We start from the raw sequence: 25,309 nt of genomic DNA, 5'->3' as shown, positions 1-25,309 counted from the left end.
CGGCCGCTACGGCCGGGCAGGAGCCCCTTCTGCGTCACACGGACGCGAGGGACACCTCGGTCGACTTGATCAGCGCGGTGACGGCCGAGCCCGCCGACAGACCGAGATCGGCCGCGGAGTCCCGGGTGATCGCCGCGGTCAGCACGGCACCGTCGACGGCGACCTTGACGGTGGCCATGGCGCCGCCCGCGGCGACATCCCGTACCGTGCCGGGCAGCCGGTTGCGGATGGACAGGCCCTCGACCGGCCCGGTGGCGAGGGCGACCTCGGTGGCCTTCACCAGGGCGTGCACCGTGGCGCCCGTCGTCAGGCGGAGCTCCTCGACGGCCTCCCGGGTGATCGCCGCGGTGAGGTCCTGGCCTCCGGCCAGCCGGATCCTCACCGTCGCCATGACCTCGCCCGGGGTGACGGCGGTGACGGTGCCGGGGAGCTGGTTGCGGATGCTCAGGCTCATGGGGGATGCCTCGCAGACGGTGGGTTCGTCGGGCGCTGGGCCTCGGGTGGCCCCACCGTAACCAGACGGGGGCGTCAGGCCGGGTATGCGTGCGTCTGCGTCGCCTTCACCGTCGCCCAGACCGATGCGCCCGGATGCAGATCGAGCTCGGCCGCGGCGACCGTGGTGACGTCCGCGGCGATCGGGAGTTCCCCGGTGAGGTCGGCCCGGATCCGGTCCCCGTGCGTCTCCAGGCCCGCGACCTCGCAGCGCCACAGGTTGCGGGCGCTGGCGCCGGTGGGACGGTCCCGGTACAGGGTCACCGCGTTCGGCGGGAACGCCACGAAGACCTCGCCCGACAGGATCTCGGTGGTGGTGACGGCGGGGCCGGCGTCCAGGCGGACCGTGTGCCCGTCGGACCGTCCCCGGTAGAGGTTCAGGCCGACCAGCTGCGCGATGTAGTCGGTACGCGGGTGACGGGCGATGTCGGTCGGGGCGCCTTCCTGGACGACGCGGCCGTGCTCGACGACGACCAGCCGGTCGGCCAGCACCATGGCGTCGAGCGGGTCGTGGGTGACCAGTACGGCGACGGCCTCGAACTCGGCGAGATGGCGGCGCAGCCGGCCCCGTACCTCCAGCCGGGTGCGGGCGTCCAGGGCGGCGAGGGGCTCGTCCAGGAGCAGCAGGCGCGGCCGGGTGGCCAGCGCGCGGGCCAGGGCGACCCGCTGGGCCTGACCGCCGGAGAGGCGGCGGGGCTTGGCGCCGGCGTGGTCGGCCAGGCCCATGCGGTCCAGCCACTGCGCGGCCAGGGCGCGGGCCTGCGCCTTGGAACTGCCCTGACAGCGCGGGCCGAAGGCCACGTTGTCCAGGGCCGTCAGGTGCGGGAAGAGCAGGTAGTCCTGGAAGACCACACCGACCGGGCGGGCCTCGGGGGGCGTGCCCTCCAGCGGGACGCCGTCCAGGCGCAGATGGCCGCCGGAGAGCGGGACGAGCCCGGCGAGCACGCGCAGCGCCGTGGTCTTGCCCGCGCCGTTGGGGCCGAGCAGGGCGACTACGTCACCGGGCGCGGCCGTCAGCGCGACGTCCAGGCGGAACGTGCCGCGGTCCACGAGGAGACGGGCGTCGAGGCCCTGGCCGTGTGTGCCCACGGGGGCGGGATGGACCCGGTCGGCGTCGAGGTCGGTCATGAGGCAATCGTCCGCCGGAGTCGGGGGAGATGGCAGGGGCGGGGTGGTGCAGGGCGGGGCCCTCGTGTCGCACGTCCCGCCGGCCCCACCGGTGTCGTCGCTGTCATGACGCGGTGATCCAACGGTCCCGCAGACCCGCCAGCACCGCGATCGACACGGCCAGCAGCACCAGGCTGAGGGCGATCGCCGCCTCCGGGTCGCTCTGGAGGGCCAGGTAGACCGCGAGCGGCATGGTCTGGGTGCGGCCCGGGAAGTTGCCCGCGAAGGTGATCGTCGCGCCGAACTCGCCGAGGGCGCGGGCCCAGGCGAGCACGGCGCCCGCCGCGATGCCCGGGGCGATCAGCGGCAGGGTGACCCGGCGGAACGCGGTGAAACGGGAGGCGCCCAGCGTGGTGGCCGCCTCCTCGTAGCGGGGGTCGGCGGCCCGCAAGGTGCCCTCCACGCTGATCACGAGGAACGGCATCGCCACGAAGGTCTCCGCGACGACGACGCCCGCCGTGGTGAACGGCAGGGTGATGCCGAACCAGGCGTCCAGCCACTGCCCGACGACCCCGTTGCGGCCGAGCGCGAGCAGCAGCGCGACACCGCCGACGACCGGGGGCAGCACGAGCGGCAGGGTGACCAGGGCCCGTACGAGGCCACGGCCGGGAAAGTCCGTACGGGCCAGTACCCAGGCCAGCGGGACGCCCACGACGAGGCTCGCCGCGGTCGCCGCCGTGGCGCACAGCAGGGACAGCTGGAGGGCCTGCCAGACCTCGGGGCTGGTCAGCTGCTCGGGCATGCCGCTCCAGGGCGCCCGGACGATCAGGGCGACCAGCGGCACCAGCAGGAACGCGAGGCCGAGCAGGGCGGGCAGCAGCAGGGGCAGGGGGACGCCCCGGGGGGCCGTCCGGACGCGGGCGGGCCGCGGACGCCCCCGAAGGGTGTCGCCCGCGGCACCTGCCTTGTCGCTCGGGGTCACGGCTTGAGGAACCCGGCCTCGCTCAGGACCTTCTGCCCCTCGGCGGACTGCACCAGCGCGATGAACGCCTTGCCGGCCTCCGCGTTGGGAGCGTCCTTGAGCAGGGCGATCGGGTAGTCGTTGACGGCGCCGGCGGACTCGGGGAACTCCACACCCTCCACCTTGTCACCCGCGGCGTGCACATCGGTCTTGTAGACGACCGCCGCGTCGGCCTCCTTCAGCTCGACCTTGGTCAGGGCGCTCTTGACGTCCTGCTCGTAGGAGACCGGGGTGAGCTTCAGCCCGGCGGCGTCGAGGGCCTTCTGGGCGGCGGCACCGCACGGCACCGTCTTGTCGCACAGGACGACCTTCAGACCGGACTTGGTGAGGTCCTTGAGGGAGGCGACCTTGTCGGGGTTGCCCGGCAGGGTCGCGATCTCCAGCTGGTTGCGGACGAAGGTGGCGGGCGTGGTGGCCGCGTCGTTCTTGTCCGTCACGATCGCCATGGTCTTGGGGCTGGCGGCGGCGAACACGTCGGCAGGGGCGCCGCCGGTGATGCTCGCGGCCAGCGTGTCGCTGCCGCCGAAGTTGAAGGTGACCTTCGTGCCCGGGTGCTCCTTCTCGAACTGCTCGCCCAGGGCCGTGAAGCTCTCCTTCAGCGAGGCGGCCGCGAAGACGGTCACCGTGCCGGAGAGCTTCGGCGACGCCGACGTCGAGGAGTCGGACTTGGCGGCCGAGTCGGAGTCCGAGCCGGAGGAGCAGGCGCTCAGTGCCAGCAGCGCGGCAACGCCCGCACCGGCGATCTGCAGGGTCCGGCGGGTCCGGCGTGCGGGACGGGTCATCACGGGTCTACTCCCTTGGCTGCTTCACGACAGGGTCCGGTGGACCCCTCCACGGTCTCTTTCGGACCGTGCCGCGATGATACTGCCGCATATGCGAGGCATAAGTCTCCTGTTGCATCGCATGATCTGTTGCGATACGGGGTTGTGCCGGGCATGTGCGTTTCCACAGGGCCCTGCGCCGGGTACCGTCAAGCGGGAGGTGGTGGCACGTGACGCTCGCGGAACTCTCCCTGACCGGCGACCTCGCCCGCCCGTCCCGGCTGACCGTGCCGGATCTCCTCCGCTGGCCCCAGCACCGGGTGCGGGTCGCCTTCGAGTGCTCCACCAGCGGTACGCAGTACCACCGGTTCACCGGCCCCCGCCTGTACGACGTGCTGTCCGACGCCGGTCCCGGCTTCGACCCGGTCCGGCGCAAGGACCGGCTGCGCTTCCTGATCGCCGTCACCGGTTCCGACGGGCACCACGCCCTGCTGTCCTGGGCCGAGATCGACCCCGACTTCGCCCACGCGCCCGTGCTGCTCGCGGTGAGCGTCGACGACGCCGCCCTGGACCGCGCCGGACCCCAGCTCGTCCTGCCGCAGGACCGCTGCGGGGCCCGGCACATCAGCGGCATCAGCGCGATCCGTGTCGACGGGGGCTACGACTGGCGGCAGCCGGTGCCCGCCGCACCCGGCCCCGGGTCGGCGGCGGCTTCGTGAACCGGACGCCCGCCGCCCGGCGGGTCAGGCGGAGGAAGGCCGCGCATGCTGCTGCGTCAGCTGGAGTACCTCGTCGCGCTCGCGCGTGAGCGCCACTTCGCGCGGGCGGCGGCCGCCTGCCATGTCTCCCAGCCCTCGCTGTCCGCCGCGATCCGCCGTCTGGAACACGTGCTGGGCGTGCCGGTCGTACGGCGGGGGCGACGGTACGAGGGCCTGACCCCGGAGGGGGAAGTCGTCCTGGCCTGGGCACACCGCATCCTCGCCGAGCGCGACGCGCTGCACCAGGAGCTGTCGATGCTGCGCGGTGGGCTCGCCGGCACGCTGCGGCTCGCCGTCGTACCCACCGCACTGCCCGTCGCCGCCCTGCTGACCACCCCGTTCTGCGACCGCCATCCGCGAGCCCGGGTCGCGCTGGAGTCGCTGTCCTCGGCCGACATCACCCAGGGGCTGAGCGGGTTCGAGCTGGACGCGGCGATGACGTACCTGGAGGACGGCGCACTGCGCGACGTGCGCCGGATTCCGCTCTACGAGGAGCGGTACGTGCTGCTCACCCCCGTCGGCGGCGCGCTGGGCGAGGCGCGCACGGCCCGCTGGTCCCAGGCCGCGACGCTGCCGCTGTGCCTGCTCGGCCCGCGGATGCGCAACCGGCGGATCATCGACGAGTGTTTCGCCGCCGACGGTGCCACGGCCGCGCCCGCGATCGAGTCGGACACCGTCGCCGGACTGTACGCGCACCTGCCCGGCGGCCGCTGGTCCAGCGTGATCTCGCACGCCTGGCTGCACATGTTCGGCGTCCCGGACGGCATGCGCGTGGTCCCGCTGGAGGGACCCGCGCACGGGCCGCGGGTCGGGCTGGTCGTCGCCCGCAGCGAACCCCCGTCGGTGCTGGCGGACGCGCTGGTCGCGGTGGCGCGGGAGGCCGGACTGCGCGGCGCGCTGGACGCGCTGCTGCACAGCTACCTGGGCCGGTCCGGCGCGGGGAGCCGTTGACGGCAGTCGGCTGTCCCGACGTGGCAATGGTGGGTTGTTGCCCGTTCAGACCCGGTCGATGTGCACGTTCGTCGACTTCACCCGGGCGGTGGCCTCCATCCCGACCTCCAGGCCCAGTTCCTCCACGGCCTCGCGGGTGAGCAAGGAGACCAGGCGGTGCGGGCCCGCCTGGATCTCGACCTGGGCCGCGACATCGCCGAGCTTGATCGCGGTGACGATGCCGGGGAACGCGTTGCGGACCGAGGTGTACGGGGCGTCCTCGTCGCCGCCGCCGGGCCTGGCCAGCGCGACGGAGAACGCGGCGAGGTCCTTCCCGTCGATGAGCCGGCGGCCGCTGTCGTCGCGGTGCGTGGTCACCCGGCCCGCGTCCGCCCAGCGCCGGGCGGTGTCGGGGCTCACGCCGAGCAGCCGTGCCGCCTGGCCGATTGTGTAGGACTGCATAGGCGTCACGATAGGGCCGGGCACCCGTCCCGGTGACCTGGGGTCGGCCGGCGGGCACGACGCGCCGTGCCGTCCGTGGCCGTCATCCGGTCCCGGCGCACCCGGTCAGAGGATTCCCGACCGTCTGAGCACGGCCCGCGCGGTCTCGTCGTCGATCTCCCGGCCCAGCCGCGCCAGCACCTCGGCACCCTCGCGCAGCGTGCCCCGTTCGAGCGACCGGCGGGCGCCGGTGTCCAGGTCGTGCCAGAGCAGCGGGTTGGCGGCCAGCACGCGGGGGTCGAGTTCCACCCGATGGCCGAAGGCGTCCCGCAGGACCAGGCGCGCGGAGACTCCCGGGCACTGCCGTACGTCCGTCAGCGCGTCGGTACGGACCAGGTGCCCGCGCATCGGGCCGCGCACCGCCAGCCAGCCGCGGCCCGCGGTGACGCGCTGCGGCAGGAGGGCCAGCAGGAGCACCGTGGAGAGGGCCGGCCACAGCAGGGCGCGCGCCGGTGTCAGGGTTCCGGCACCCCAGTCGAGCAGGAGGGACAGGCCGCACAGGACCAGGGCACAGCCCACCGCGTACCGGACGTCGGCGTGCCACCGCCGGTCGCCGTCCGGGAGCAGGGGCCGGAGGCGGGACGTGGTGAGCGGGGTGGTGGGAGCCATGAGGCCCACGGTAGGCGCGCGTCCCCGGGGGTGGGACCTGCGCTGACGCGGCCCTGACGCCGTACGGCCGGGTCCTTACGAGGTCCATACGCGTCCCCGCGGGACACGGGCGTCGGCGCGCGCCGCGCTCAGCCGGTGTGGACCCGGGGCCGTCGGTCGCGGTCCGGTTCGGCCTCGCGCAGCACCTCACGGGTGACCGGGGCGACCTCGCCCTGGCCGAAGAGGAAGAAGCGCAGGAAGTTGGCGAACGGGTTGCCCTCGGTCCACTCGAAGTAGATGTGCGGGGTGCACCCGGTCGAGTCGCGGACGTGCAGCAGCAGCGCGGCCAGTGCGTTGGGGATGGAGGCGGACTCCAGGGTCAGCACCCGGTAGCGGTTGTGCAGCACCTCCCCGCGGACGTTCAGGCCCGCCTCGAACTCGGACGGGTCCGTGACCGTGACCTCGACGAAGACGAAGTCCTCCCGGCTGGGGATGTCGTTGTCCTGGAGGATCTGCTCGATCTTGTCGCGGTACTCGGCCTTGTCCCGCCGGTCGGGCTCGTTGGCGATGAACCGGATCTTCCGGCTGGCCATGTCCCGGACGAAGCGGTCCGCCATGTCGTCCAGCGTCACGCTGGTCACGCGCAGCTCGAAGGCGCGCGCCAGCCGGGACAGCAGCGAGACGAGGATGATGCCGACGATGAAGCAGGCACCGATCTTGACACCGTCCGGACGCTCGATGACGTTGACGACCGTCGTGTAGAGGAACACCGCCGAGATGACCGCGAACCCGATGGTCCAGTTGCGCTGGCCCGCCTTGCGCGCGGCGATGGTCACGGCGATCGCCGCGGAACTGATGAGCACCAGCACACCGGTGGCGTACGCGCCGCCCTGGGCGTCGACATCGGCGTCGAAGATCCAGGTGACCAGGAAGCCGATCAGGGTGAAGACGATGACCATGGGGCGCACCGCGCGGGCCCAGTGCGGAGCCATGCCGTAGCGGGGCAGGTAGCGCGGCATCAGGTTCAGCAGGCCGGCCATGGCGGAGGCGCCGGCGAACCACAGGATGCAGATGGTCGAGGCGTCGTAGACCGTGCCGAAGGCGTTGCCCAGGTACTCGTGCGCGATGTACGCCAGGGCACGTCCGTTGGCCTGGCCGCCCGGCTGGAACTCCTTCTCCGGGATCAGCAGGGTGGTGATGAAGCTGGTGCAGATCAGGAAGCAGCTCATGATCAGGGCGGCGGTGGTGAGCAGCTTCTTGGTGTCCCGGATCCGGCCGGTCGGTCGTTCCTCCGTGTCGTCCGGGTCGCCCGAGACGTGCGGCATCACGGCCACTCCGGTCTCGAAGCCGGAGAGGCCGAGCGCGAGCTTGGGGAACACCAGCAGGGCCACGCCGACCATGGCGAAGACGTTGCCGTGCTCGGCGGTCAGGGCGTGCGTCCAGTCGGTGACCACGTGTCCTGCGGTGGCCACGTGGTAGAGGCCGGAGATCACGACGACGACGTTCAGGGAGAGGTAGATGCCCACCAGGACGACGGCGACGCCGATCGCCTCCAGGAAGCCCTTGAGGAACACCGCGCCGAGCAGCGCCAGCAGGAACAGGGTGATCACCATCTGCTTGTCGTGCAGGGCGCTGTTCAGATGCGGGTTCTCGATCAGGTGGGTGGAGGCGTCCGCCGCGGACAGGGTGATCGTGATCAGGAAGTCGGTGGCCGCGAACCCGAGCAGGGTCAGCACGAAGAGCTTGCCCTGCCAGAACGACAGCAGCCGCTCCAGCATCGCGATCGAGCCCTCGCCGCGCGGGCTCTCCTCGGCCACCCGCCGGTACACGGGCAGCGCGCCCGCCAGGGTGACGATCACCAGCACGATGGTCGCGATGGGTGACAGCAGACCGGCCGCGAGGGCGGCGATGCCGGGCTGGTAGCCGAGGGTCGAGAAGTAGTCGACACCGGTCAGGCACATCACGCGCCACCAGCGCTGGCCCTTGTGCGAGGGCTCCGACTGGGCGTGGGACCCCTGGTGGCCGCCGCCCTTGCCCATGTCGGACAGGCCCTCCAGCATCCAGGCGCGCAGGCGGCTGGGCGGTGGGTGTTCGGTCGTGGCCATGGGTGTGCTCCTGAGGTGCGGCCCGGCGTGTGGTGTCGGCCATCACGCGGACGGCCGCACCAGCGTATGCAGAGCGTGACGCCAGGGCCCACGGATCTCGGGGTGGAGGGCGTCAATTCTCCGTTAAGACTGACCGGGCGGGCGGGGGCTCGCACCACGGAGACGTCCGTACGACTGTCCGGGACCGCCTGGGCCGTCCGGGGGAGGGAGCCGGACGGCGACCGTCGGCGGGCACCCTGGGTGATGTGCCGTGATGTGCCCGCAGGGGGCGCGGGGTACGGGTCGAGGCCTCCGCGGCCGGCCGGGAGAGGTCGTGAACTGCGGGGCGTAAGGGACCCGTCAAAGGCGCACTGCGCTCCATCAGGGACCCGTCAACGGCGGTCGCATCCGGTCATTCGCGGCGGCGGGACGCCTTGTCCGCGTCCCGCCGCCGCCCTACAGTCCGCTCCGTAATGTTCGTCGTAGAAGCCGAAAGTTTCGAATGGCTTCCCGCGGAGGAGCTGACACGCATGGCGACCCGGACGTACGACAACCCCGTGATCCCCGGCTTCCACCCCGACCCGAGCGTCTGCCGGGTCGGGGCGGACTTCTATCTGGTCTGTTCCAGCTTCGAGTACGTGCCGGGCGTCCCGCTCTTCCACAGCCGCGACCTGGTGCACTGGCGGCAGATCGGCAACGTGCTGGACCGGCCCGGGCAGTTGGGGATTCCGCCGGACGCCCCGGCCTCCGCCGGCATCTACGCCCCGACCATCCGGCACCACGACGGCCGGTTCCACGTCATCACCACCCACGTCGGCGGCGGGGGCACCTTCCTGGTCCACAGCGAGCGGCCCGAGGGCCCGTGGTCCGATCCGGTCCGGATCGATCTGCCCGGCATCGATCCCGACCTCGCCTGGGACGACGACGGCTCCTGCTGGTGCGCCCTGGCCGGGGTCCGGGTGGCCCGCATCGACCCGGTGACCGGCAAGGTGCTCGAAGGGCCGCTGCCCGTCTGGTCCGGGACGGGGATGCGGGATCCGGAGGCCCCGCACCTGTACCGGATCGGCGGATGGTGGTACCTGCTGCTGGCGGAGGGCGGCACCGCGCTCGGTCACAGCGTCAGCGTGGCCCGCGCCCGGTCCCCGCGCGGGCCGTTCGAAGCGGCGCCGGACAATCCCGTGCTCACCCACCGCGGCACGGACCTGCCCGTCCAGTGCACCGGCCACGCCGACCTGGTCGAGGCGGCCGACGGCACCTGGTGGATGGTGCTGCTGGGCACCCGTCCGGGCGGCTTCTTCCCGGAGTTCCATGTGCTCGGGCGGGAGACCTTCCTGGTGCCGGTGGAATGGGTGGACGGCTGGCCGCGGGTGGGGCCGGTCGCCGGGCGGCACCCGGCACCCGCCGCCTGGCACCCGCTCCCGCCGGAGCCGGTGCGCGACGACTTCGACGCCCCGGTGCTGGCGCCGTGCTGGATCTCCCCGCGGGACAGGCCGGACGGCTCCTGGTCGCTGACCCGGCGGCCGGGCTGGCTGACGCTGACCGCGACCGGCGACAGCCTGGACCGCCCCGGGCACACGTTCGTCGGCCGCAGACAGCAGCACCCCGACAGCCGGACGGCGGTCCGGCTGGACGCGGGCCGGGGACGGGCCGGACTCTCCGTCCGTCTGGACGAGGCCCACCATTACGACCTGGAGGCGCACGACGGCACGGTGAGCGTCCACGCCAGGATCGGCCCGCTGCGGCAGTGCGTCGCACGGCACGCCGTGCCGCCGGGACCGCTCACCCTGACCGTCGAGACCCGCACCGACGACGTCCTGCCGCCCACGGTCACCGCCACCGGCCGGGAAGCTCCCGGAGTCAGGGCCGGCGGGCCCGACACGATCGCCTTTTCCGCCGAGAGTTCCGAAGGCGTCCTGCGGCTCGCCGCGCTCGACGGACGCTATCTGTCCACCCAGGTCGCCGGGGGCTTCACCGGCCGCGTGATCGGGATGTACGTCACCGAGGGCAGTGCTGCGTACGACTGGTTCGACCACGGTCCGCGCCCGACGGAGCCCGGCGTCGGGCCGCGCTGATCCCAACTGCAGTGCATTGCAGGGGGCTTGGCGGCGGATTCGCCGCGTACAAGGGGTTGCCACCCCTCCGGGACTGTCTCTAGGGTGCGGCAGCAACGAAGGTTTCTGGATCTATTCCGAAATTTTCGGAATCTCGGACGGACAGGGCGAGCCGTCCCGTACCCAAGGAGCGCATCATGGGCGACCTGGCACTGTCCCGCCGCGGCTTCCTGGCAGTCTCCGCCGCGGCCGGTCTGGGCATGACGGCACTCAGCGGCTGTGGCGGAGACTCGGACGGAGGGTCGTCGGGGACGACCACGATCGAGTGGTGGAACATCTCCACGACCCAGCCCACCAAGGACGTCTGGGCAGGCCTCGCCAAGAAGTTCGAGGCGCAGAACCCCAAGGTGAAGATAAAGATCGTCCAGTTGGAGAACGACGCCTACAAATCGAAGATGACGGCGCTGACCGCCTCCGGGAAGCTGCCGGACATCTTCCACACCTGGGGCGGCGGCGTCCTCAAGCAACAGGTCGACGCAGGGCTCGTCGAGGACCTCACCGACGGCACCGAGGCCTGGGCCGAAGGGCTGCTGCCGGTCGCGAAGCAGCCGTACCTGATCGACGACAAGACGTACGGCATCCCGTTCGACATCGGCATGATCGGCTTCTGGTACAACAACGCGCTGTTCAAGCAGGCGGGCATCAGCGCGCCCCCGACCACCTGGAGCGGCTTCCTCGACGCCGTGCGCAGGCTGAAGTCCGCCGGCGTCACCCCGCTCGCCCTCGCGGGCAAGGAGAAGTGGCCCGGCATGTACTACTGGGCCTACCTGGCGATGCGTACCGCGGGCGTCGACGCCCTGCGCAAGGCCGCGGACGACAAGGACTTCACCGGGGCCGGGTTCGTGCAGGCGGGCGGGCACCTGAAGGAACTCGTCGACCTCCAGCCGTTCCAGAAGGGCTTCCTCGGCGCCGCCTACTCCACCCCCACCGGCCAGGCCGCCACGGTCGGCAACGGCAAGGCGGCGATGGAGCTCATGGGCCAGTGGGCCCCGGTCGTCGAGGCCGACGCGGGCAAGGGCCTCGGCGCCGACCTCGGGTTCTTCCCGTTCCCCGCGGTCGAGGGCGGCCGGGGCTCGATCACCGAGGTGTTCGGCGGAGGCGGCGGCCACGCGCTGCGCAAGGGCGCCCCGCAGGCCGCCGTCGACTTCCTGAAGTTCTTCGCCTCCCAGGCCACCGACCAGGAACTGGTCAAGAAGACCGGCGTCCTGCCGGTGGTCCCGGCCGCCGAGAGCTCCCTGACCGACCCCAACCTCACCGCCGTACAGGCACAGTTGAAGGCCGCCACCGGCTTCCAGCTCTACCTCGACCAGGCCTACGCGCCCGCCGTCGGCCAGGAGATCAACGACAGCGTGGCCGCGCTGATCGCCGGCTCCAAGTCGCCCGAGCAGGTCACGCAGTCGGTCACGAAGACCGCGAAGGAAGAGCAGTAGCCCGCGATGACCTCGACCTTCCTTCCGGACCGGCGGTCGGGCCCGGACCTCGCCCTCCCGCCCCCGGCCGCGTCCGCGGCCCGGGGGCGGGCCCGGCGCCGCCTGCTGAACTGGCTCACCGCCGTCGGCTTCCAGATCCCCGCGCTGGTGCTGTTCATCGGCATGGTCCTGCTGCCGATGCTGTTCGCGCTGTACGCCGCCTTCTTCCGCTGGGGCGGCTTCGGGATGCCCTCCGACTACGCGGGCGCGGACAACTTCACCCGCCTCTTCCAGGATCCGGTATTCCTGGGCGACCTGTGGCGCTGTCTGCTCCTGGTCGTCCTGTCGCTGCTGATCCAGCTGCCCTTCGCGCTCGCCATGGCCGTGCTGCTCGACCAGCGGCTGCGCGGCCGGGCCGTCTACCGGATGCTGTTCTTCGCGCCGTACGTCCTGTCCGAGGCCATCACCGGCGTGCTGTTCAGCATGGTCTTCGCGCCGGACGACGGACTCGCCGACCACGTCCTGGGCGCCGTCGGCCTCGACGGTCTGGGCGGCGAGTGGTTCGCCGACCCCTCCTGGGTCCTGGCCACCCTCTTCCTGGTCATGACCTGGAAGTACTTCGGCTTCCACATGATGCTCTACCTGGCCGGACTCCAGGCCGTCCCGGCCGAGTTGACGGAGGCGGCGCTGATCGACGGCGCCGGGCCCTGGCAGCGTTTCCGCAACGTCACCCTGCCGCTGCTGGCCCCCACCCTGCGCATCAGCGTCTTCCTGTCCGTCATCGGGGCGATCCAGCTGTTCGACCTGGTGTGGGTGGTCACCCAGGGCGGTCCCGACCACCACTCCGAGACGATGGCCGTGACCATGTTCCAGTACGGCTTCAAGCGCTACCAGGTCGGCTACGCCAGCGCGATCAGCGTGGTCATGTTCGGCATCTGCCTCGTCTTCGCCCTCGCCTACCAGCGGTTCGTGCTCCGCCGCGACCTGGAAGGCGCCACCACGACGATGAGGGGGAACGGCCAGTGACCCGCAAGACCCTGCGCACCCTGCCGCTGCACCTGGTCCTCCTGGTCGTCGGCGCGGTCATGGTCGTACCCCTGGTGTACGCCGCCCTGTCCGGCTTCAAGTCCACCGACGAGCTCTCCCGCAACCCGTTCGGGCTGCCCGAGCGGTGGCTGACCGGCAACTACACCGACATCCTGCGCTCCGGCGACTTCTGGCGGCTGCTCGGCAACAGCACACTGATCGCGGTGGCGACGACCGTGCTGGTGGTCGCGGTGTCCGCGCTCGCGGCCTTCTCCTTCGCCCGGTTCGCCTTCCGCGGGCGGGAGACGCTGTTCACCCTCTTCACCCTGGGGCTGATGTTCCCCTTCGCGGTGGCCGCCCTGCCGCTGTTCCTGCTGCTGCGCTCGATGGATCTGCTGGACAACCCGCTCGGGGTGATCCTGCCGCAGGCCGCCTACGGACTGCCGATGACGATCATCATCCTGCGCGGCTTCTTCCGGCAGATCCCCGGCGAGCTGGAGGAGGCGGCCACCCTCGACGGATGCAGCTCCTTCGGCTTCCTCTGGCGGATCCTGCTGCCCATGGCGCGGCCGGCGCTGGGCACGGTCTCGGTCCTGGCCGTGGTCACCAGCTGGAACAACTTCTTCCTGCCGCTGCTGGTGTTCACCGACGGCACCTGGTGGACCCTGCCCATCGGCGTACAGCAGTTCCAGGGCCAGTACTCGGCGGAGTACGCCCGCGTCTTCGCCTACCTCGTCCTGGCCATGGTGCCCGCCCTGGCCTTCTACTCCGTCGCCGAGCGCCAGCTCGTCGGCGGCCTCACCGCCGGCGCGACGAAGGGATGACCCGCGCCCGCGGACGTACGGCTCACTCTGCCCCCGGCTCCCGGACTCCGGCCGAGCCGGGGGGACCCCGTCCACGACCGTGAGGAGTCGCACCATGCGCACCACCGGATCAGTGACCAGCACCGGACCAGTGAGTACCACCGGATCAGTGAGCACCACGAGTGCCCTACCCGGCATCCGTCCGTCCCGCGCCCGCCTCAGACTCGCCGGTGTCCTCGCCGCGATGCTGGTGGCGGCGGGTGTAGTCGCCGGCCCGGCCGCCCAGGCCGGCGAACGGCACGGCGGGGACCGCGGCGGCCGGCCCGCGGGGCAGTCCACCCTCGCCGACCTCGCCCGGCGCCACGGCCGCTACTTCGGCAGCGCCACCGACAACCCCGAACTCACCGACACCGCCTACACCGCGCTCCTCGGCAGCGAGTTCGACATGATCACCCCGGGCAACGGCATGAAGTGGTACGCCACCGAGCCCCGGCAGGGCGTCTTCGACTGGACCGCAGGCGACCAGATCGTGAACCTCGCCCGCGCCCACCACCAGAAGGTCCGTGCCCACACCCTGGTCTGGCACAGCCAGTTGCCCGACTGGCTCACCGGGCGGACGTGGACCGCCGACGACCTGCGGGCCGTGCTGAAGAACCACATCCTCACCGAGGCCCGTCACTACCGGGGCAAGGTCTACTCCTGGGACGTCGTCAACGAGGCGTTCAACGAGGACGGCACCTACCGCGAGACGGTCTTCTACAAGACGCTCGGTCCCGGCTACATCGCCGACGCGCTGCGCTGGGCCCACCAGGCCGATCCGCACGCCAAGCTCTACCTCAACGACTACAACATCGAGGCGACCGGCCCGAAGAGCGACGCCTACTACCGGCTGGCCCGGGAACTGAAGGCACAGGGAGTACCGCTCGACGGCATCGGCCTCCAGGCGCATCTCGCCCTCCAGTACGGCTATCCGGCCACCCTGGAGGAGAATCTGCGCCGGTTCTCCCGGCTCGGTCTGGACACCGCGCTGACCGAGGTCGACGTACGGATGCTGCTGCCCGCCACCGAGGAGAAGCTGGCCGAACAGGCGGACTGGTACCGGGACATGACCCGGGCGTGCCTGGCGGTGCGCCGGTGCGTGGGCATCACGGTCTGGGACTGGACCGACAAGTACTCCTGGATCCCGGCGTTCTTCGAGGGGCAGGGCGCCGCGCTGCCGTGGGACGAGCAACTCCGGCCCAAGCCCGCGTACTTCGCACTGCGGGACGCCTTGGCATGACGCGGCCCGGACGCCCGGGAACAGCGCCGGGGCGGGCAGCCGTTGGCGGTTCCGCCTCCAGGTCACTACGGTGAGTGAACACCCCCGGACATGCGTCGGGGCCGGTTCGCAGTAAGTCCGCGGTCCGGCCCCTCATGTCCCTCCGGCGTCGCGCGGTGCCGCCGGGGTGTGTTTCCTGTCGGCCCTAGGCGGCCGTCACGACCCGGCCCGACTCCAGCGGGCGGTGCGGGGCGATGATCTGGCCGTCGGGCAGGAGCTCACCGGTGTCCTCGAAGAGGAGGACGCCGTTGCACAGCAGGCTCCACCCCTGCTCCGGGTGGTGCGCCATCAGGCGGGCGGATTCCCGGTCGGCGGAGTCGGCTGTCGGGCACGGTGGCTGGTGCTGGCACATGGGTGGGATCTCTGTCTCTGTCGTGGTCATGTCCGTCCCCCGTGACGATAAGTCGGTCGGAACCCAGTGTTGCCCTACGGGCGTCAATCCGCAGGGATTTCGGTGCACCGCTTCTCACAGGTTCATGACGCATCGCTCGGGCAGACGGTTCATTCCAACCGAGTGGTCCCTTCGGGGGGTTCACTGTGGTCAGGCAGGGCTAGTCACTGTGCGGACATGCGTACCCCGCTGCCGGAAAGGGGTGCCGGCAGCGGGGTACGAGAGGCGGATCCCGGGGGTCAGACCGGCTGACTCAGCAGCGGTGCCGGTGTCGCCCGGTGGGTCAGCACCGGGAGCAGCTCCGCGACCCGGTGCGGGCGATGGGCCGCGATGCCGGGCGGGGCGGGGGCCAGCGGAACCAGCAGGTCGGTGGCGGCGGGGTGGCCCTCGGCGCCGTCCGCGGCGCAGTCGCCGTGCAGCCACAGGGTGAGCATGTACAGGCCGGGCACGGACAACAGGCGTGCCTGGTAGGGCTGCTGCACCGATTCGGCCTGGCGCAGCGCCCGTTCGGTGGAGGCGATGTAGGGACCCTCGAAGAAGTGCGAGAAGGCCCAGCCGTCAGGGGTGAGCCTGGTCTCGGCTGCGGCCACCGCGCGGTCGCCGCAGCGGATCAGGAACCGCCAGCCGGCCAGCCTCGTCCCGGACATGCCTTCGGGAGTGATCCGGTCCAGTACATGCACGGGCAGCGGGAGTTCGGGGGTCGCGGGTCCCTGGGCCGCGCGCAGGGAGGGGGTCTGCGCTTCGTGGACGGCGGTGGGGGAACCGAGTGCCGTGAGGACGGAGCGGAGGGCAGGCGCGGGAGCCGGGGGCACATGCAGCGGCATGGTGGGTCGCCTCTCATTCGACAGGCATGGTGGCACGAGGGCGGGGCGGTGCGGGGCGGACGGCGCTGTCAGCTCTCGAGGGTCGGAGAGGCAGGGGCCGGGGTCTGTGAACCGGGGGTGTGGGTGTGCCTGCCGTTCGTCACCTCGACGACAGGTTCCTTCGACCGTGGGCGCCAACCTTCTCCGCCTTGTTCGCGAAGTTTATACGACGAGTGTTCATCCTGTGATTCGTCTAGCCGTTTCCGGCGGTTTCGGCAAGGGTTCATTCAGTCGGCGGTACGCGGTAATCATCCCGATTCCGAACCTGCCGCGAGGCGGTGACCTCGGCTTTTGTCGACTCGGCGGTCGGCCAATTGTCGTCGGCGTTTTTCACGAGGAGCGCGGGGTACCCGAAAGTGCACGCCGTTTTATGCCCCGTGAATGTGCCGCCGGTCACGTCCGACCAATGTAGCGGCTGTCCGGCCCAGTGGGGGCGTTATCGATCGCCTTCGTTGGGCATCATCCCACCTGACCCCGGACACCGGCGGCCCGGAACCAGCGAGTCGCCCGACAAGGAGGGACCCTTCCATGGGGGAGAAGGTCGTGGCAGGTCGGTTCGATCTGTCCGATCGCCAGCGCTACCGCGACAAGCTCCGGCGGTGTCTGGCGGGGCTGGAGCGGCTTCTGGCGGAGAAGCGGTTCGATCGCCCGAAGAACCTCATGGGGCTGGAGATCGAACTGAATCTTCTCGGTGCCGACGGCATGCCGAGAATGCTCAATGCGCAGGTGCTCGAACGCATCGCGAGCCGCGATTTCCAAACAGAACTCGCCATGTTCAATCTGGAAGTCAACATCGCCCCACACCGGCTGGGCGGGCGGGTATTCGACCGGCTCGCCGAGGAACTCCGTACGTCACTGGCATATGCCGACCGGAAAGCGGGCGAGCTCGACGCCGGAATCGTGATGATCGGTATTCTGCCGACCCTCGACCGGGACGACCTGGTGTCCTCCAACCTTTCCGCCGTCGACCGCTACACCTTGCTCAACGACCAGATCGTGGCCGCCCGGGGCGAGGACTTCGCGCTCGACATCGAGGGCGTCGAGCGACTGACCTGCACATCCAAGTCGATCGTCCCCGAGGCCGCCTGCACCTCCGTGCAACTGCACCTCCAGGTGACCCCGGGCCGGTTCGCCGACGTGTGGAACGCCGCGCAGGCGGTCGCCGCCGCGCAGATCGCCGTGGGCGCCAACTCGCCCTTCCTGTTCGGCCGTGAGCTGTGGCGGGAGTCGAGGCCCCCGCTGTTCCTGCAGTCCACCGACACCCGTCCGCCCGAGTTGCAGGCGCAGGGGGTGCGGCCGCGGACCTGGTTCGGCGAGCGGTGGATCTCCTCGGCGTTCGACCTGTTCGAGGAGAACCTGCGCTACTTCCCGGCGCTGCTGCCCATCTGCGCCGACGAGGACCCGCTCGACGTCATGGACGCGGGCGGCATCCCGAAGCTGGGCGAACTCGTCCTGCACAACGGCACGGTGTACCGCTGGAACCGTCCCGTCTACGGCATCGCCGACGGCTTCCCGCATCTGCGGGTGGAGAACCGGGTGCTGCCGGCCGGTCCCACCGTCACGGACGTCCTGGCCAACGCGGCCTTCTACTACGGTGTCGTGCGCGCGCTGGCCGAGGACTCGCGGCCGGTGTGGACCCGGCTGCCGTTCGAGGCGGCCGCCGCCAACTTCGACGCCGCGTGCCGGTACGGCATCGACGCCCGCCTCGAATGGCCGCGGCGCGGCCGGCTGGGCGGTACGACGCAGGTCGACGCCGTCGGCCTCGTACGCGACGAGCTGCTGCCGCTGGCCGAGGCCGGTCTCGACGCGTGGGGTGTCGATCCCGCCGACCGGGATCTGTACCTCGGGGTGATCGAGGAGCGCTGCCGGCGGCGGACCAACGGAGCCTCCTGGCAGGCCGCCACCTTCCACCGGGCCCTGGAGACGGGACTGTCCCGGGAGGCCGCGCTCGCCGCGACCACCCGGCGGTATCGCGAGCTGACCCTGCTGGGCGAACCGGTGCACAGCTGGCCGGTGGGGCTGCCGGAGCCGGTGCCGCTGGGCTGACGGGCCGGGCGGCTCCGCCGTCGGCCATCCGTCATCCGCCTTCGGGCCCGCGCCGCGTACGCGTGGTCCGGGCCCGTATCAGTGCGCCGAGCCCCGCGCACCTGGGCCGGACCCCGTGTCGACGGGCGCCCCGGGCGCCCGCGCGGGGGGTCGGCCGCGACCTCTCCATGCCGATCGGGCAAGCTGTGACGACCGTCGACAGGAGGCAGGGGTGCAGGTGGAGGCAGGCTCGGTGGCCGAGGCACATCCGTCGGAGCGGCCCTCGCGGCGGACACTCCGCGACGAGACGCTGCTCGTGCTGGCGGTGTCGCTCGGCGCGAGCGCGCTGGCCGCGCTGATCAGCTTCGTCGGCTCGGTCACCAAACCGGGGGGACTGAAGGACCAGGCCGCCACCCTCAACGCCTCGGCCGCGCCGGGCCGGCCCTGGCTGGACCTCGCCTGGCAGCTCTTCGGGATCGCCTCGGCCCTGGTGCCGGTCGCCCTTGTCGCCCACTTGCTGCTGCGTGAGGGCGAGCGGCTGCGCACCCTCGGCTTCGACCGCACCCGGCCCTGGCCCGACCTGGGCCGCGGCGCGGGCGTCGCGGCGGTGATCGGCAGCGCCGGGATCGCCTTCTATCTGGCGGCGCGCGGTCTCGGCTTCAACCTCACCGTGGTGCCGGAGGCGCTGCCCGACGTGTGGTGGAAGTTTCCGGTACTGATCCTCTCGGCGATGCAGAACGCGATCCTGGAAGAGGTCATCGTCGTCGGCTATCTGCTGCGCCGGCTGGGGCAGTTGGGCTGGACCCCGGGCAGCGCGCTGGTGGCCAGCGCCGTACTGCGCGGCTCGTACCACCTCTACCAGGGCATCGGCGGGTTCATCGGCAACATGGTGATGGGCGTGGTGTTCGTCTGGCTCTACCGTCGCTGGGGCCGGGTGGGTCCGCTGGTGGTGGCGCACTCCCTGCTCGACATCGGGGCGTTCGTCGGCTACGCCCTGCTGGCGGGCAAGGTGGGGTGGCTGCCGACGGCCTGAGCGGCCACCCGGGCCACCCCGGTCCCACCGGACTCACCAGGCGAGCAGCTCGCCCTCGATGACGGTGACCGCGCGGCCGCCGAGCAGGGTGCGCTCGCCGCGTACCTCGGTACGGACCCGGCCGGTGCGGGGCGAGGCCTGGAGGCCGGTGAGCGCCGCCCGGCCGAGGCGCTCGGACCAGTACGGCGCCAGCGCGGTGTGGGCGCTGCCGGTGACCGGGTCCTCGTCGATGCCGACGTTCGGGAAGAAGCAGCGGGAGACGTAGTCGTAGCCCAGGGCGGGGTTCTCGGCGCGGGCGGTGGCGATGATCCCGCGGCGGGAGTGGGCGCCGAGCGCCTTGTGGTCCGGCCGCAGGGCGTGCACGGTCTTCTCGTCGGGGAGTTCGACCAGCAGGTCCCCGATGTTCGGGCCGGTGTCGAAGGCGGTGAGCGGCTCGGCGCCGAGCGCCTGCGCGACGCCGTCCGGCAGGGCGACCGCGGTGAGCGGCGCGGTCGGGAAGTCCAGGGTGAACGAACCGTCCTCGGCGGGCGTGGCGACGAGGACGCCGCTACGGGTGGCGAACCGTACCGGGCCGGTGTGGGCGCCCGTGGTGTGCAGGACGTGGGCCGTGGCCAGTGTGGCGTGGCCGCACAGGTCGACCTCGGTGACCGGGGTGAACCAGCGCAGCGCCCAGTCCGCCTCGCCTCCCGGCGGCAGGGGGTGGGCGAAGGCGGTCTCCGCGTGGTTGACCTCCATCGCCACGTTCTGGAGGCGTCCGTCGTCCGGGAAGGAGTCGAGGATCAGCACGCCGGCCGGGTTGCCGGCGAAGGGGCGGTCGGCGAAGGCGTCGACGATACGAATACGCATGCCGCGACGGTAGTTGGCCGCATGGCCCCGCGGCCAAGGCCAATCCGGACCGAGTGGACCGACTGGACCGTCTGGACCGTCTGGACCGGTGCGGGGCGGCTGGTGCGCGACGGGGCGACGCCTTCCGCCGTGGTCGTTCAGGCCGGATGCAGCACGGCCGTGGCGATCTCGCGCACCCGGTCCCGGGTGATCCCGTTGCGCTGTTCGACGGCGAGCGGGTGGTCGGTGGGCTCCAGCTCGATGACGTGGTGCCGGCCGACCGGCCGGGTGTGGGCGTTCGTCTTGAGGTCGGTGGTGCTCTCGGGGTAGAGCGCGAGCTCGGTGCTGAGCCAGCCGAAGTAGGGCCGCTCGGCCTCGCGGCCCGGGGTGTTCCACACCTCCACGGCGCGGTTGAAGTTCTCCCTGCTCAGCGAGACCCAGACGCCCCAGGTGAAGACGTGGCCGCTGCCGATCACCGGTATCTCGATCAGACCCTTGACGAAGAAGTGCAGCCCCCGGATCACGCACCGGTCGGACGTCAGCAGGGAGTCGGGATCGGTCTCGAAGGCGGGGCCCCAGACGTCGGGGGCCGTGGCCGAGTAGCTCAGGGGGGATTCGGTCTGGTGCTCGCCGCAGCAGGAGCACGTGAATCCGGCGGTGATCGACATGGCGGGAGCCTAGCGCCGTGGCGCACCGACAGCCGCACAGTGCACAACAGTCCCAGGGCGCGGCAACTGTCCCAGGGTGAGCGGCAGTTCCACGGCACGACAGCAGTCCCATGGCGAAGGGGGGCTTGTCGGTAACAGTATTCCGATATATCGTTGAGGCATCGCGACAGATCAACGACTGGATGGAGTGATGGCGATGCGTTCCCATGGATTCGAGCGTGGACATCGACAGGACGACCCCTCCTGGCGTGGCCGGGGCGGTTTCGAGGGGCGGCGCGCGGCTTTCGGGCCGTTCGGCCCCGGTGGGCCGGGCTTCGGCCCCGGCTTCGGGCCGGGCGGCGGGCCCTGGGGTGGGCGAGGGCGCGGCGGGCCCAGGGGGAGGGCCCGGCGAGGTGACGTACGGGCGTCCATCCTGGCCCTGCTCAAGGACCGGCCCATGCACGGCTACGAGATGATCCAGGAGATCGCCGAGCGCAGCGGCGGGGCGTGGAAGCCCAGCCCCGGCTCGGTGTACCCGACCCTCCAGCTGCTGGAGGACGAAGGCCTGATCGTCAGTGAGACCGAGGGCGGCAAGAAGCTGTTCGCGCTCACCGAGCAGGGCCGCGCGGCCGCCGAGGAGGGCGCCGACGCGCCCTGGGAGGAGGCCTCGCGCGGAGTCGACTGGGAGGCTCTCAGCGAGATCCGCCAGGCCGGCTTCGGACTGATGGAAGCCTTCGGGCAGGTCTGGAAGACCGGCAGCAAGGAGCAGCGCGAGAAGGCGCTCACGGTGATCAACGAGGCCCGCAAGAAGCTCTATCTGATCCTCGCCGACGAGCACTGACGACAGGGCGGGTGGCGGGACTGGCGCAGGACCGGTGGCATGACCGGCGGCGGGACTGATGCCGGACCGGCGGCGGGGTGCCGACCCGGGCGCCCGGCGGAACGCTCCGCGGGGGCCCGGGTGCGGATGTCCTCAGGTGACCAGCCCGGACAGCTTGCGCAGCGACTCGTCGAGCGCCGCCGTCGCCGAGTCCTTGAGCTTGCCCGCCATCAGCGAGACGGCGGCGCCCGTGAACTCGCCGTCCATGCGGAGTGTGGTGGCGTCGCCGTCGGGGGTGAGCGTGTACCGGGTGGCGACGGTCACCGCCATCGGCCCCTTGCCGCGGATGGCGAGGACACGGGCCGGCTCCAGTTCCTCGACGGTCCACTCGACCTCCGCCGGGAAGCCCATCAGCTTCATGTTCTCCTGGAACGTGGCGCCCACTTCGAGCGTCTCGGGCCCGCCCTTGGGGAAGCCGGTGTGGGTCGCGTTCCACTCGCCGTAGGCGGACCAGTCCGTGAGCTGTGCCCACACCTTCTCCGCGGAGGCCTGGATACGTGCCTCCGCGCTGACTTCGGCCATGCGACCACCTCTTCGTGTCGGGCTACGGTGTCGCGGAACGTAGTCCCGGGGTCCCGAACATTCAATACTGATGAACCGTCAGGAAATGTGGAGGTGGGCTCCGCCGGGGGGCGCGAGGCAAGGCGGCGCGCGCCGTCGTGGGGCGAACGGCGTGATCTCATCCCTGGGGAGGAGATTCCGGCCCGCCTCGTCCACTTTGCGTGGGACGCGAAAATGCTTCGCACCGGGGATGCCCGGATCCGTCAGGGCTGATGAGCTGGGACCTGTGCAACCCCGAATTCCCCGTCAGTCCACCGGCGGCCAGGACCTCCGCGCCGGCGACCGGGACATCCGCGCCGACGGCGAGGCCGGACTCGGTGCCGAGCTCGCGGCGGTGGTCGCCGGTGCCCGGCGCAGGGCCCTGCGGGACGGGGACCGCCACATCGACACCGCCCATCTGCTGCACTCGGTGCTGGAGAGCGACTCCGAGGCACGCGCCGTCTTCGGCGAGGGGCCGCGGCTCGCCCGGCTGCTCGGCTATCTCGTCCAGCGCAGCATCGGCTACGGCCTGCGCTGGCAGGAGGGGGCCGAGGACTCCGGGCCGCCCCGGCCGGTGATGCCGCGGGCGGCGGTCGAAGGGCTCTCGCCGCTGGCCGCGGGCGCCGTGGCGCACGCCTGGACGCGCGCCCGTACGCGCGGCGACGAGCCGCCCCGCTGCGTCGACCTCCTGGCGGCGATCCTCGTCGACCCCCGGGCGCGGGCCGTGGAGGTGCTGGTCCGCGCCGGGCTCGACCCGAGCGAGATCACTGCCCGCATCGACGCCGGCGCGGAGCACCGCGAGATCACCGACCCCGTCGAGGGCGGCGCGGAGCACCGCGAGATCGCCGCTCGCATCGACGGCGGCGCGGAGCACCGCGAGGGTGCCACGAACCACGGAGGTGCCGAGGAGGGCCGGTGACGGCGGGTGTCCCGGCGGCGCCCGCGGGCACGTCCAGCCGGTGAGACAGGTGCCATGGGGGGTGACGCTCATGTCGTCGCCTGTAATCATGTGCCGGTGCATATGACAGACAGCAGTCCGACCGGTCACGGCAAGGGCGCCGGGCTGGGGCTCGCGATCGCCTCGGCGCTGGCCTTCGGCGGATCCGGGGTCGCGGCCAAGCCGCTGATCGAGGCAGGCCTCGACCCCCTTCACGTGGTGTGGCTCAGGGTCGCCGGAGCGGCTTTGGTGATGGTGCCGCTGGCGGTGCGCCACCGCGCGCTGGTGCGCCGCCGCCCCGCGCTGCTCGCCGGGTTCGGGCTGCTCGCCGTGGCCGGCGTCCAGGCCTGCTACTTCGCCGCGCTCTCCCGGATACCCGTGGGGGTCGCGCTGCTGGTCGAGTACCTCGCGCCCGCCCTGGTGCTCGGCTGGGTGCGGTTCGTGCAGCGGCGGCCGGTGACCCGCGCCGCGGCGGTCGGTGTGGTCCTCGCGGCCGGCGGGCTGGCCTGCGTCGTCGAGGTGTGGTCGGGGCTGAGCTTCGACGCCCTCGGACTGCTGCTCGCGCTCGGTGCAGCCTGCTGCCAGGTCGGCTACTTCGTCCTGGCCGACCAGGGCAGCGACTCCGCGGAGGACGCCCCCGACCCGCTCGGCGTGATCGCCTACGGCCTCCTCGGCGGCGCCGCCGTGCTGACCGTGGTGGCCCGGCCCTGGACCATGGACTGGTCCGTGCTCACGCACACCGCGCGGATGGACGGCACCCCGGTCGCGGCCTGGGTGCTGCTGGCCTGGATCGTGCTCGTCGCCACGGTGGTCGCGTACATCACCGGCGTCCTGTCCGTGCGCCGCCTCTCCCCGCAGGTCGCCGGTGTCGTGGCCTGTCTGGAGGCCGTCATCGCGACCGTCCTGGCCTGGGTGCTGCTCGGCGAGCACCTCTCCGCCCCACAGTTGGCGGGCGGCGCGCTGGTGCTGGTCGGCGCGTTCATCGCGCAGTCGTCGACGCCCGCCAAGGGCGCGGCGGAGCCGGTGGCGGGCAGCCTGCCGGAACGGGAACTTTCCGTCCGCGAACCGGTGGCATAAGGTGCGGATCATGCCTTTGGACGCACTCGTTCTTCCGCCCCCGGCCGCCTGAGGCGGGCCTTTCCGTCGATCCCGCCCGGCATGCCGCCGGGCGAGACGGTGCTGCCCGCAGACGAAGTCCGCGGACCCCGCAGAGCCGGGGTCCTTTCCCGAACTTCCGCGCAGTGTCGCTGCGCGTCTGCGGAGAGAACGCATGTCCACAGCTGTCTCCGGCCTGCCCGTCGGGCGAGGCCTGCTCTATCTGATCGTCGCCGGTTTCGCCTGGGGCACGGCCGGCGCGGCCGCCTCACTGGTCTACCGGTCCAGTGACCTGGGCGCCGTGTCGCTGTCCTTCTGGCGCTGCGCCGTCGGGCTCGTCCTGCTGCTCGCCGCCCGCCGGCTGCGCCCGCGGCCCGCCCGCACCGCCGTGGCCGCGGCACTGCCCCTGCGGTCCAAGGTGCTGCGCGCCGGGGTCACCGGGCTGGGGCTCGCGGTCTTCCAGACCACGTACTTCGCGGCCGTCTCCGCGACCGGTCTCGCCGTCGCCACGGTCGTCACCCTCGGCGCCGGTCCGGTCCTCATCGCGCTCGGCGCGCGGCTGACCATGGGGGAGCGGCTCGGCCGGGCCGGGCTCGCCGCCGTCGCGGGGGCGCTCGCCGGGCTCGCCGTGCTCGTGTCCTGGGGCGGCGAGACGACCGTGCGTCCGGCGGGTGTGCTCCTCGCGCTGGTCTCGGCCGCCGGCTACAGCACGATGACCCTGTTCACCCGCTGGTGGGGGCGCGACGGCGGAGCGGACGCGGCCGGTACGTCGGTGGGCGCGTTCGCGGTCACCAGCCTGTGCCTGCTTCCGTTCGCGCTGGCCCAGGGGCTGGTCCCGCACACCGCCGAACCGCTGCGGACCCTGTGGCTGGTGGCGTACATCGCGGCCGTCCCCACGGCCCTCGCGTACGCCCTATATTTCGCGGGCGCGGCCGTCGTGCGCTCCGCGACGGTCTCCGTGGTCATGCTCCTGGAGCCGGTCGGCGCGGCGGTTCTCGCGGTCGCCCTGCTCGGCGAACGTCTCACCCCCGCGACGGTCGTCGGCACCCTGCTGATGCTGGGCTCGGTCACCGGGCTGGCCCTGGCGGAGACCCGGGGCGCCACGGCACCGGCCACGGCCTGAGCGGCGCGGGGCCGGCCGGTGAGCGGCCGCTCACCGGCCGG

The 25,309-nt window shown here is 72.0% G+C and carries 25 protein-coding genes; 13 read left to right on the top strand and 12 right to left on the bottom strand.

Going from position 1 to position 25,309, the window contains the following annotated elements:
* Nucleotides 1–34: 34 nt before the first annotated feature.
* The 4 genes from ACZ7OY_RS33180 to modA form a co-directional block, all read right to left on the bottom strand.
* On the bottom strand, nt 35–454 hold the full coding sequence (locus ACZ7OY_RS33180) for a TOBE domain-containing protein (RefSeq protein WP_471914872.1): 420 nt from the start codon (nt 452–454) through the stop codon (nt 35–37).
* Between the two features lie 74 nt (nt 455–528).
* Nucleotides 529–1,620 carry an ABC transporter ATP-binding protein gene (locus ACZ7OY_RS33175; protein WP_471914871.1) on the bottom strand — a complete coding sequence of 364 codons (1,092 nt, stop codon included), beginning with the start codon at nt 1,618–1,620 and terminating at the stop codon, nt 529–531.
* A 103-nt stretch (nt 1,621–1,723) separates the two neighbouring features.
* Nucleotides 1,724–2,581, bottom strand: a complete 858-nt coding sequence (locus tag ACZ7OY_RS33170) for an ABC transporter permease (protein WP_471914870.1) — start codon at nt 2,579–2,581, stop codon at nt 1,724–1,726.
* A complete protein-coding gene (modA, locus tag ACZ7OY_RS33165) occupies nt 2,578–3,402 on the bottom strand; it encodes a molybdate ABC transporter substrate-binding protein (RefSeq protein ID WP_471914869.1) in 825 nt (274 codons plus the stop codon). Before modA ends, ACZ7OY_RS33170 begins: the two co-directional genes overlap by 4 nt.
* 209 nt (nt 3,403–3,611) lie before the next feature.
* Between modA and ACZ7OY_RS33160 the strand changes: the two genes are divergently transcribed.
* Complete coding sequence (locus ACZ7OY_RS33160) at nt 3,612–4,100, top strand: molybdopterin-dependent oxidoreductase (protein WP_471914868.1); 489 nt, start codon at nt 3,612–3,614, stop codon at nt 4,098–4,100.
* Nucleotides 4,101–4,145: 45 nt separating this feature from the next.
* Nucleotides 4,146–5,090 (top strand): LysR family transcriptional regulator, encoded by a 945-nt coding sequence (locus ACZ7OY_RS33155; RefSeq protein ID WP_471914867.1) that lies wholly within the window; start codon nt 4,146–4,148, stop codon nt 5,088–5,090.
* A gap of 45 nt (nt 5,091–5,135) precedes the next feature.
* Here ACZ7OY_RS33155 and ACZ7OY_RS33150 read toward each other — a convergent pair whose 3' ends face one another.
* The 3 genes from ACZ7OY_RS33150 to ACZ7OY_RS33140 all read right to left on the bottom strand — a co-directional run bounded on the left by ACZ7OY_RS33150 (nt 5,136) and on the right by ACZ7OY_RS33140 (nt 8,263).
* Nucleotides 5,136–5,531 carry a TOBE domain-containing protein gene (locus ACZ7OY_RS33150; RefSeq protein ID WP_351608444.1) on the bottom strand — a complete coding sequence of 132 codons (396 nt, stop codon included), beginning with the start codon at nt 5,529–5,531 and terminating at the stop codon, nt 5,136–5,138.
* A gap of 105 nt (nt 5,532–5,636) precedes the next feature.
* Nucleotides 5,637–6,179, bottom strand: coding sequence for a hypothetical protein (locus ACZ7OY_RS33145; protein WP_471914866.1), 543 nt, complete (start codon nt 6,177–6,179; stop codon nt 5,637–5,639).
* A gap of 128 nt (nt 6,180–6,307) precedes the next feature.
* Nucleotides 6,308–8,263, bottom strand: a complete 1,956-nt coding sequence (locus ACZ7OY_RS33140) for an APC family permease (protein ID WP_471914865.1) — start codon at nt 8,261–8,263, stop codon at nt 6,308–6,310.
* Between the two features lie 509 nt (nt 8,264–8,772).
* Between ACZ7OY_RS33140 and ACZ7OY_RS33135 the strand changes: the two genes are divergently transcribed.
* The 5 genes from ACZ7OY_RS33135 (at nt 8,773) to ACZ7OY_RS33115 (ending at nt 14,870) form a co-directional block, all read left to right on the top strand.
* Nucleotides 8,773–10,314: a glycoside hydrolase family 43 protein gene (locus tag ACZ7OY_RS33135; RefSeq protein WP_471914864.1), complete on the top strand. Its 1,542-nt coding sequence runs from the start codon at nt 8,773–8,775 to the stop codon at nt 10,312–10,314.
* A gap of 176 nt (nt 10,315–10,490) precedes the next feature.
* A complete protein-coding gene (locus ACZ7OY_RS33130; RefSeq protein ID WP_471914863.1) occupies nt 10,491–11,783 on the top strand; it encodes an extracellular solute-binding protein in 1,293 nt (430 codons plus the stop codon).
* Nucleotides 11,784–11,789: 6 nt separating this feature from the next.
* Nucleotides 11,790–12,788 (top strand): carbohydrate ABC transporter permease, encoded by a 999-nt coding sequence (locus ACZ7OY_RS33125; RefSeq protein WP_471914862.1) that lies wholly within the window; start codon nt 11,790–11,792, stop codon nt 12,786–12,788.
* 59 nt (nt 12,789–12,847) lie between these two features.
* Nucleotides 12,848–13,612, top strand: a complete 765-nt coding sequence (locus ACZ7OY_RS33120) for a carbohydrate ABC transporter permease (RefSeq protein ID WP_385523898.1) — start codon at nt 12,848–12,850, stop codon at nt 13,610–13,612.
* Between the two features lie 223 nt (nt 13,613–13,835).
* Nucleotides 13,836–14,870, top strand: coding sequence for an endo-1,4-beta-xylanase (locus tag ACZ7OY_RS33115; RefSeq protein ID WP_471914884.1), 1,035 nt, complete (start codon nt 13,836–13,838; stop codon nt 14,868–14,870).
* Nucleotides 14,871–15,054: 184 nt separating this feature from the next.
* On the opposite strand, the gene ACZ7OY_RS33110 is transcribed toward ACZ7OY_RS33115, so the two are convergent.
* Both ACZ7OY_RS33110 and ACZ7OY_RS33105 read right to left on the bottom strand, forming a co-directional pair.
* Nucleotides 15,055–15,261, bottom strand: coding sequence for a DUF5999 family protein (locus tag ACZ7OY_RS33110; protein ID WP_351608496.1), 207 nt, complete (start codon nt 15,259–15,261; stop codon nt 15,055–15,057).
* Between the two features lie 278 nt (nt 15,262–15,539).
* The gene (locus ACZ7OY_RS33105) at nt 15,540–16,124 is read right to left on the bottom strand and encodes a hypothetical protein (protein ID WP_351608461.1); all 585 of its coding nucleotides are present in this window, start codon (nt 16,122–16,124) and stop codon (nt 15,540–15,542) included.
* Between the two features lie 567 nt (nt 16,125–16,691).
* Here ACZ7OY_RS33105 and ACZ7OY_RS33100 point away from each other — a divergent pair.
* Together ACZ7OY_RS33100 and ACZ7OY_RS33095 are read left to right on the top strand one after the other, a co-directional pair.
* Nucleotides 16,692–18,209 carry a glutamate-cysteine ligase family protein gene (locus ACZ7OY_RS33100; protein WP_384729085.1) on the top strand — a complete coding sequence of 506 codons (1,518 nt, stop codon included), beginning with the start codon at nt 16,692–16,694 and terminating at the stop codon, nt 18,207–18,209.
* Nucleotides 18,210–18,420: 211 nt separating this feature from the next.
* Entirely contained in the window at nt 18,421–19,221 is an 801-nt protein-coding gene (locus tag ACZ7OY_RS33095; protein WP_471914861.1) for a CPBP family intramembrane glutamic endopeptidase, read from the top strand.
* Nucleotides 19,222–19,254: 33 nt separating this feature from the next.
* Here the strand turns inward: ACZ7OY_RS33095 and ACZ7OY_RS33090 are convergent, their stop codons facing one another.
* Entirely contained in the window at nt 19,255–20,067 is an 813-nt protein-coding gene (locus tag ACZ7OY_RS33090) for a PhzF family phenazine biosynthesis protein (RefSeq protein ID WP_471914860.1), read from the bottom strand.
* Nucleotides 20,068–20,204: 137 nt separating this feature from the next.
* A complete protein-coding gene (locus ACZ7OY_RS33085; RefSeq protein ID WP_471914859.1) occupies nt 20,205–20,714 on the bottom strand; it encodes a DUF2199 domain-containing protein in 510 nt (169 codons plus the stop codon).
* A gap of 196 nt (nt 20,715–20,910) precedes the next feature.
* On the opposite strand from ACZ7OY_RS33085, the gene ACZ7OY_RS33080 reads away from it, so the two are divergent.
* Entirely contained in the window at nt 20,911–21,534 is a 624-nt protein-coding gene (locus ACZ7OY_RS33080; RefSeq protein WP_471914858.1) for a PadR family transcriptional regulator, read from the top strand.
* A gap of 132 nt (nt 21,535–21,666) precedes the next feature.
* Here ACZ7OY_RS33080 and ACZ7OY_RS33075 read toward each other — a convergent pair whose 3' ends face one another.
* The gene (locus ACZ7OY_RS33075) at nt 21,667–22,095 is read right to left on the bottom strand and encodes a type II toxin-antitoxin system Rv0910 family toxin (RefSeq protein ID WP_471914857.1); all 429 of its coding nucleotides are present in this window, start codon (nt 22,093–22,095) and stop codon (nt 21,667–21,669) included.
* 265 nt (nt 22,096–22,360) lie between these two features.
* Here ACZ7OY_RS33075 and ACZ7OY_RS33070 point away from each other — a divergent pair, with 265 nt between their 5' ends.
* The 3 genes from ACZ7OY_RS33070 (at nt 22,361) to ACZ7OY_RS33060 (ending at nt 25,268) form a co-directional block, all read left to right on the top strand.
* Nucleotides 22,361–23,032, top strand: a complete 672-nt coding sequence (locus ACZ7OY_RS33070; protein ID WP_471914856.1) for a hypothetical protein — start codon at nt 22,361–22,363, stop codon at nt 23,030–23,032.
* A gap of 90 nt (nt 23,033–23,122) precedes the next feature.
* Nucleotides 23,123–24,127 carry an EamA family transporter gene (locus tag ACZ7OY_RS33065; RefSeq protein ID WP_471914883.1) on the top strand — a complete coding sequence of 335 codons (1,005 nt, stop codon included), beginning with the start codon at nt 23,123–23,125 and terminating at the stop codon, nt 24,125–24,127.
* Between the two features lie 193 nt (nt 24,128–24,320).
* Nucleotides 24,321–25,268 carry a DMT family transporter gene (locus ACZ7OY_RS33060; RefSeq protein WP_471914855.1) on the top strand — a complete coding sequence of 316 codons (948 nt, stop codon included), beginning with the start codon at nt 24,321–24,323 and terminating at the stop codon, nt 25,266–25,268.
* Nucleotides 25,269–25,309: the final 41 nt, after the last annotated feature.

This window comes from Streptomyces sp. NPDC107559 (assembly GCF_055657365.1).
The sequence above is the reverse complement of the archived record's forward strand: the minus strand, read 5'-3'. Positions and strand labels throughout refer to the sequence as shown.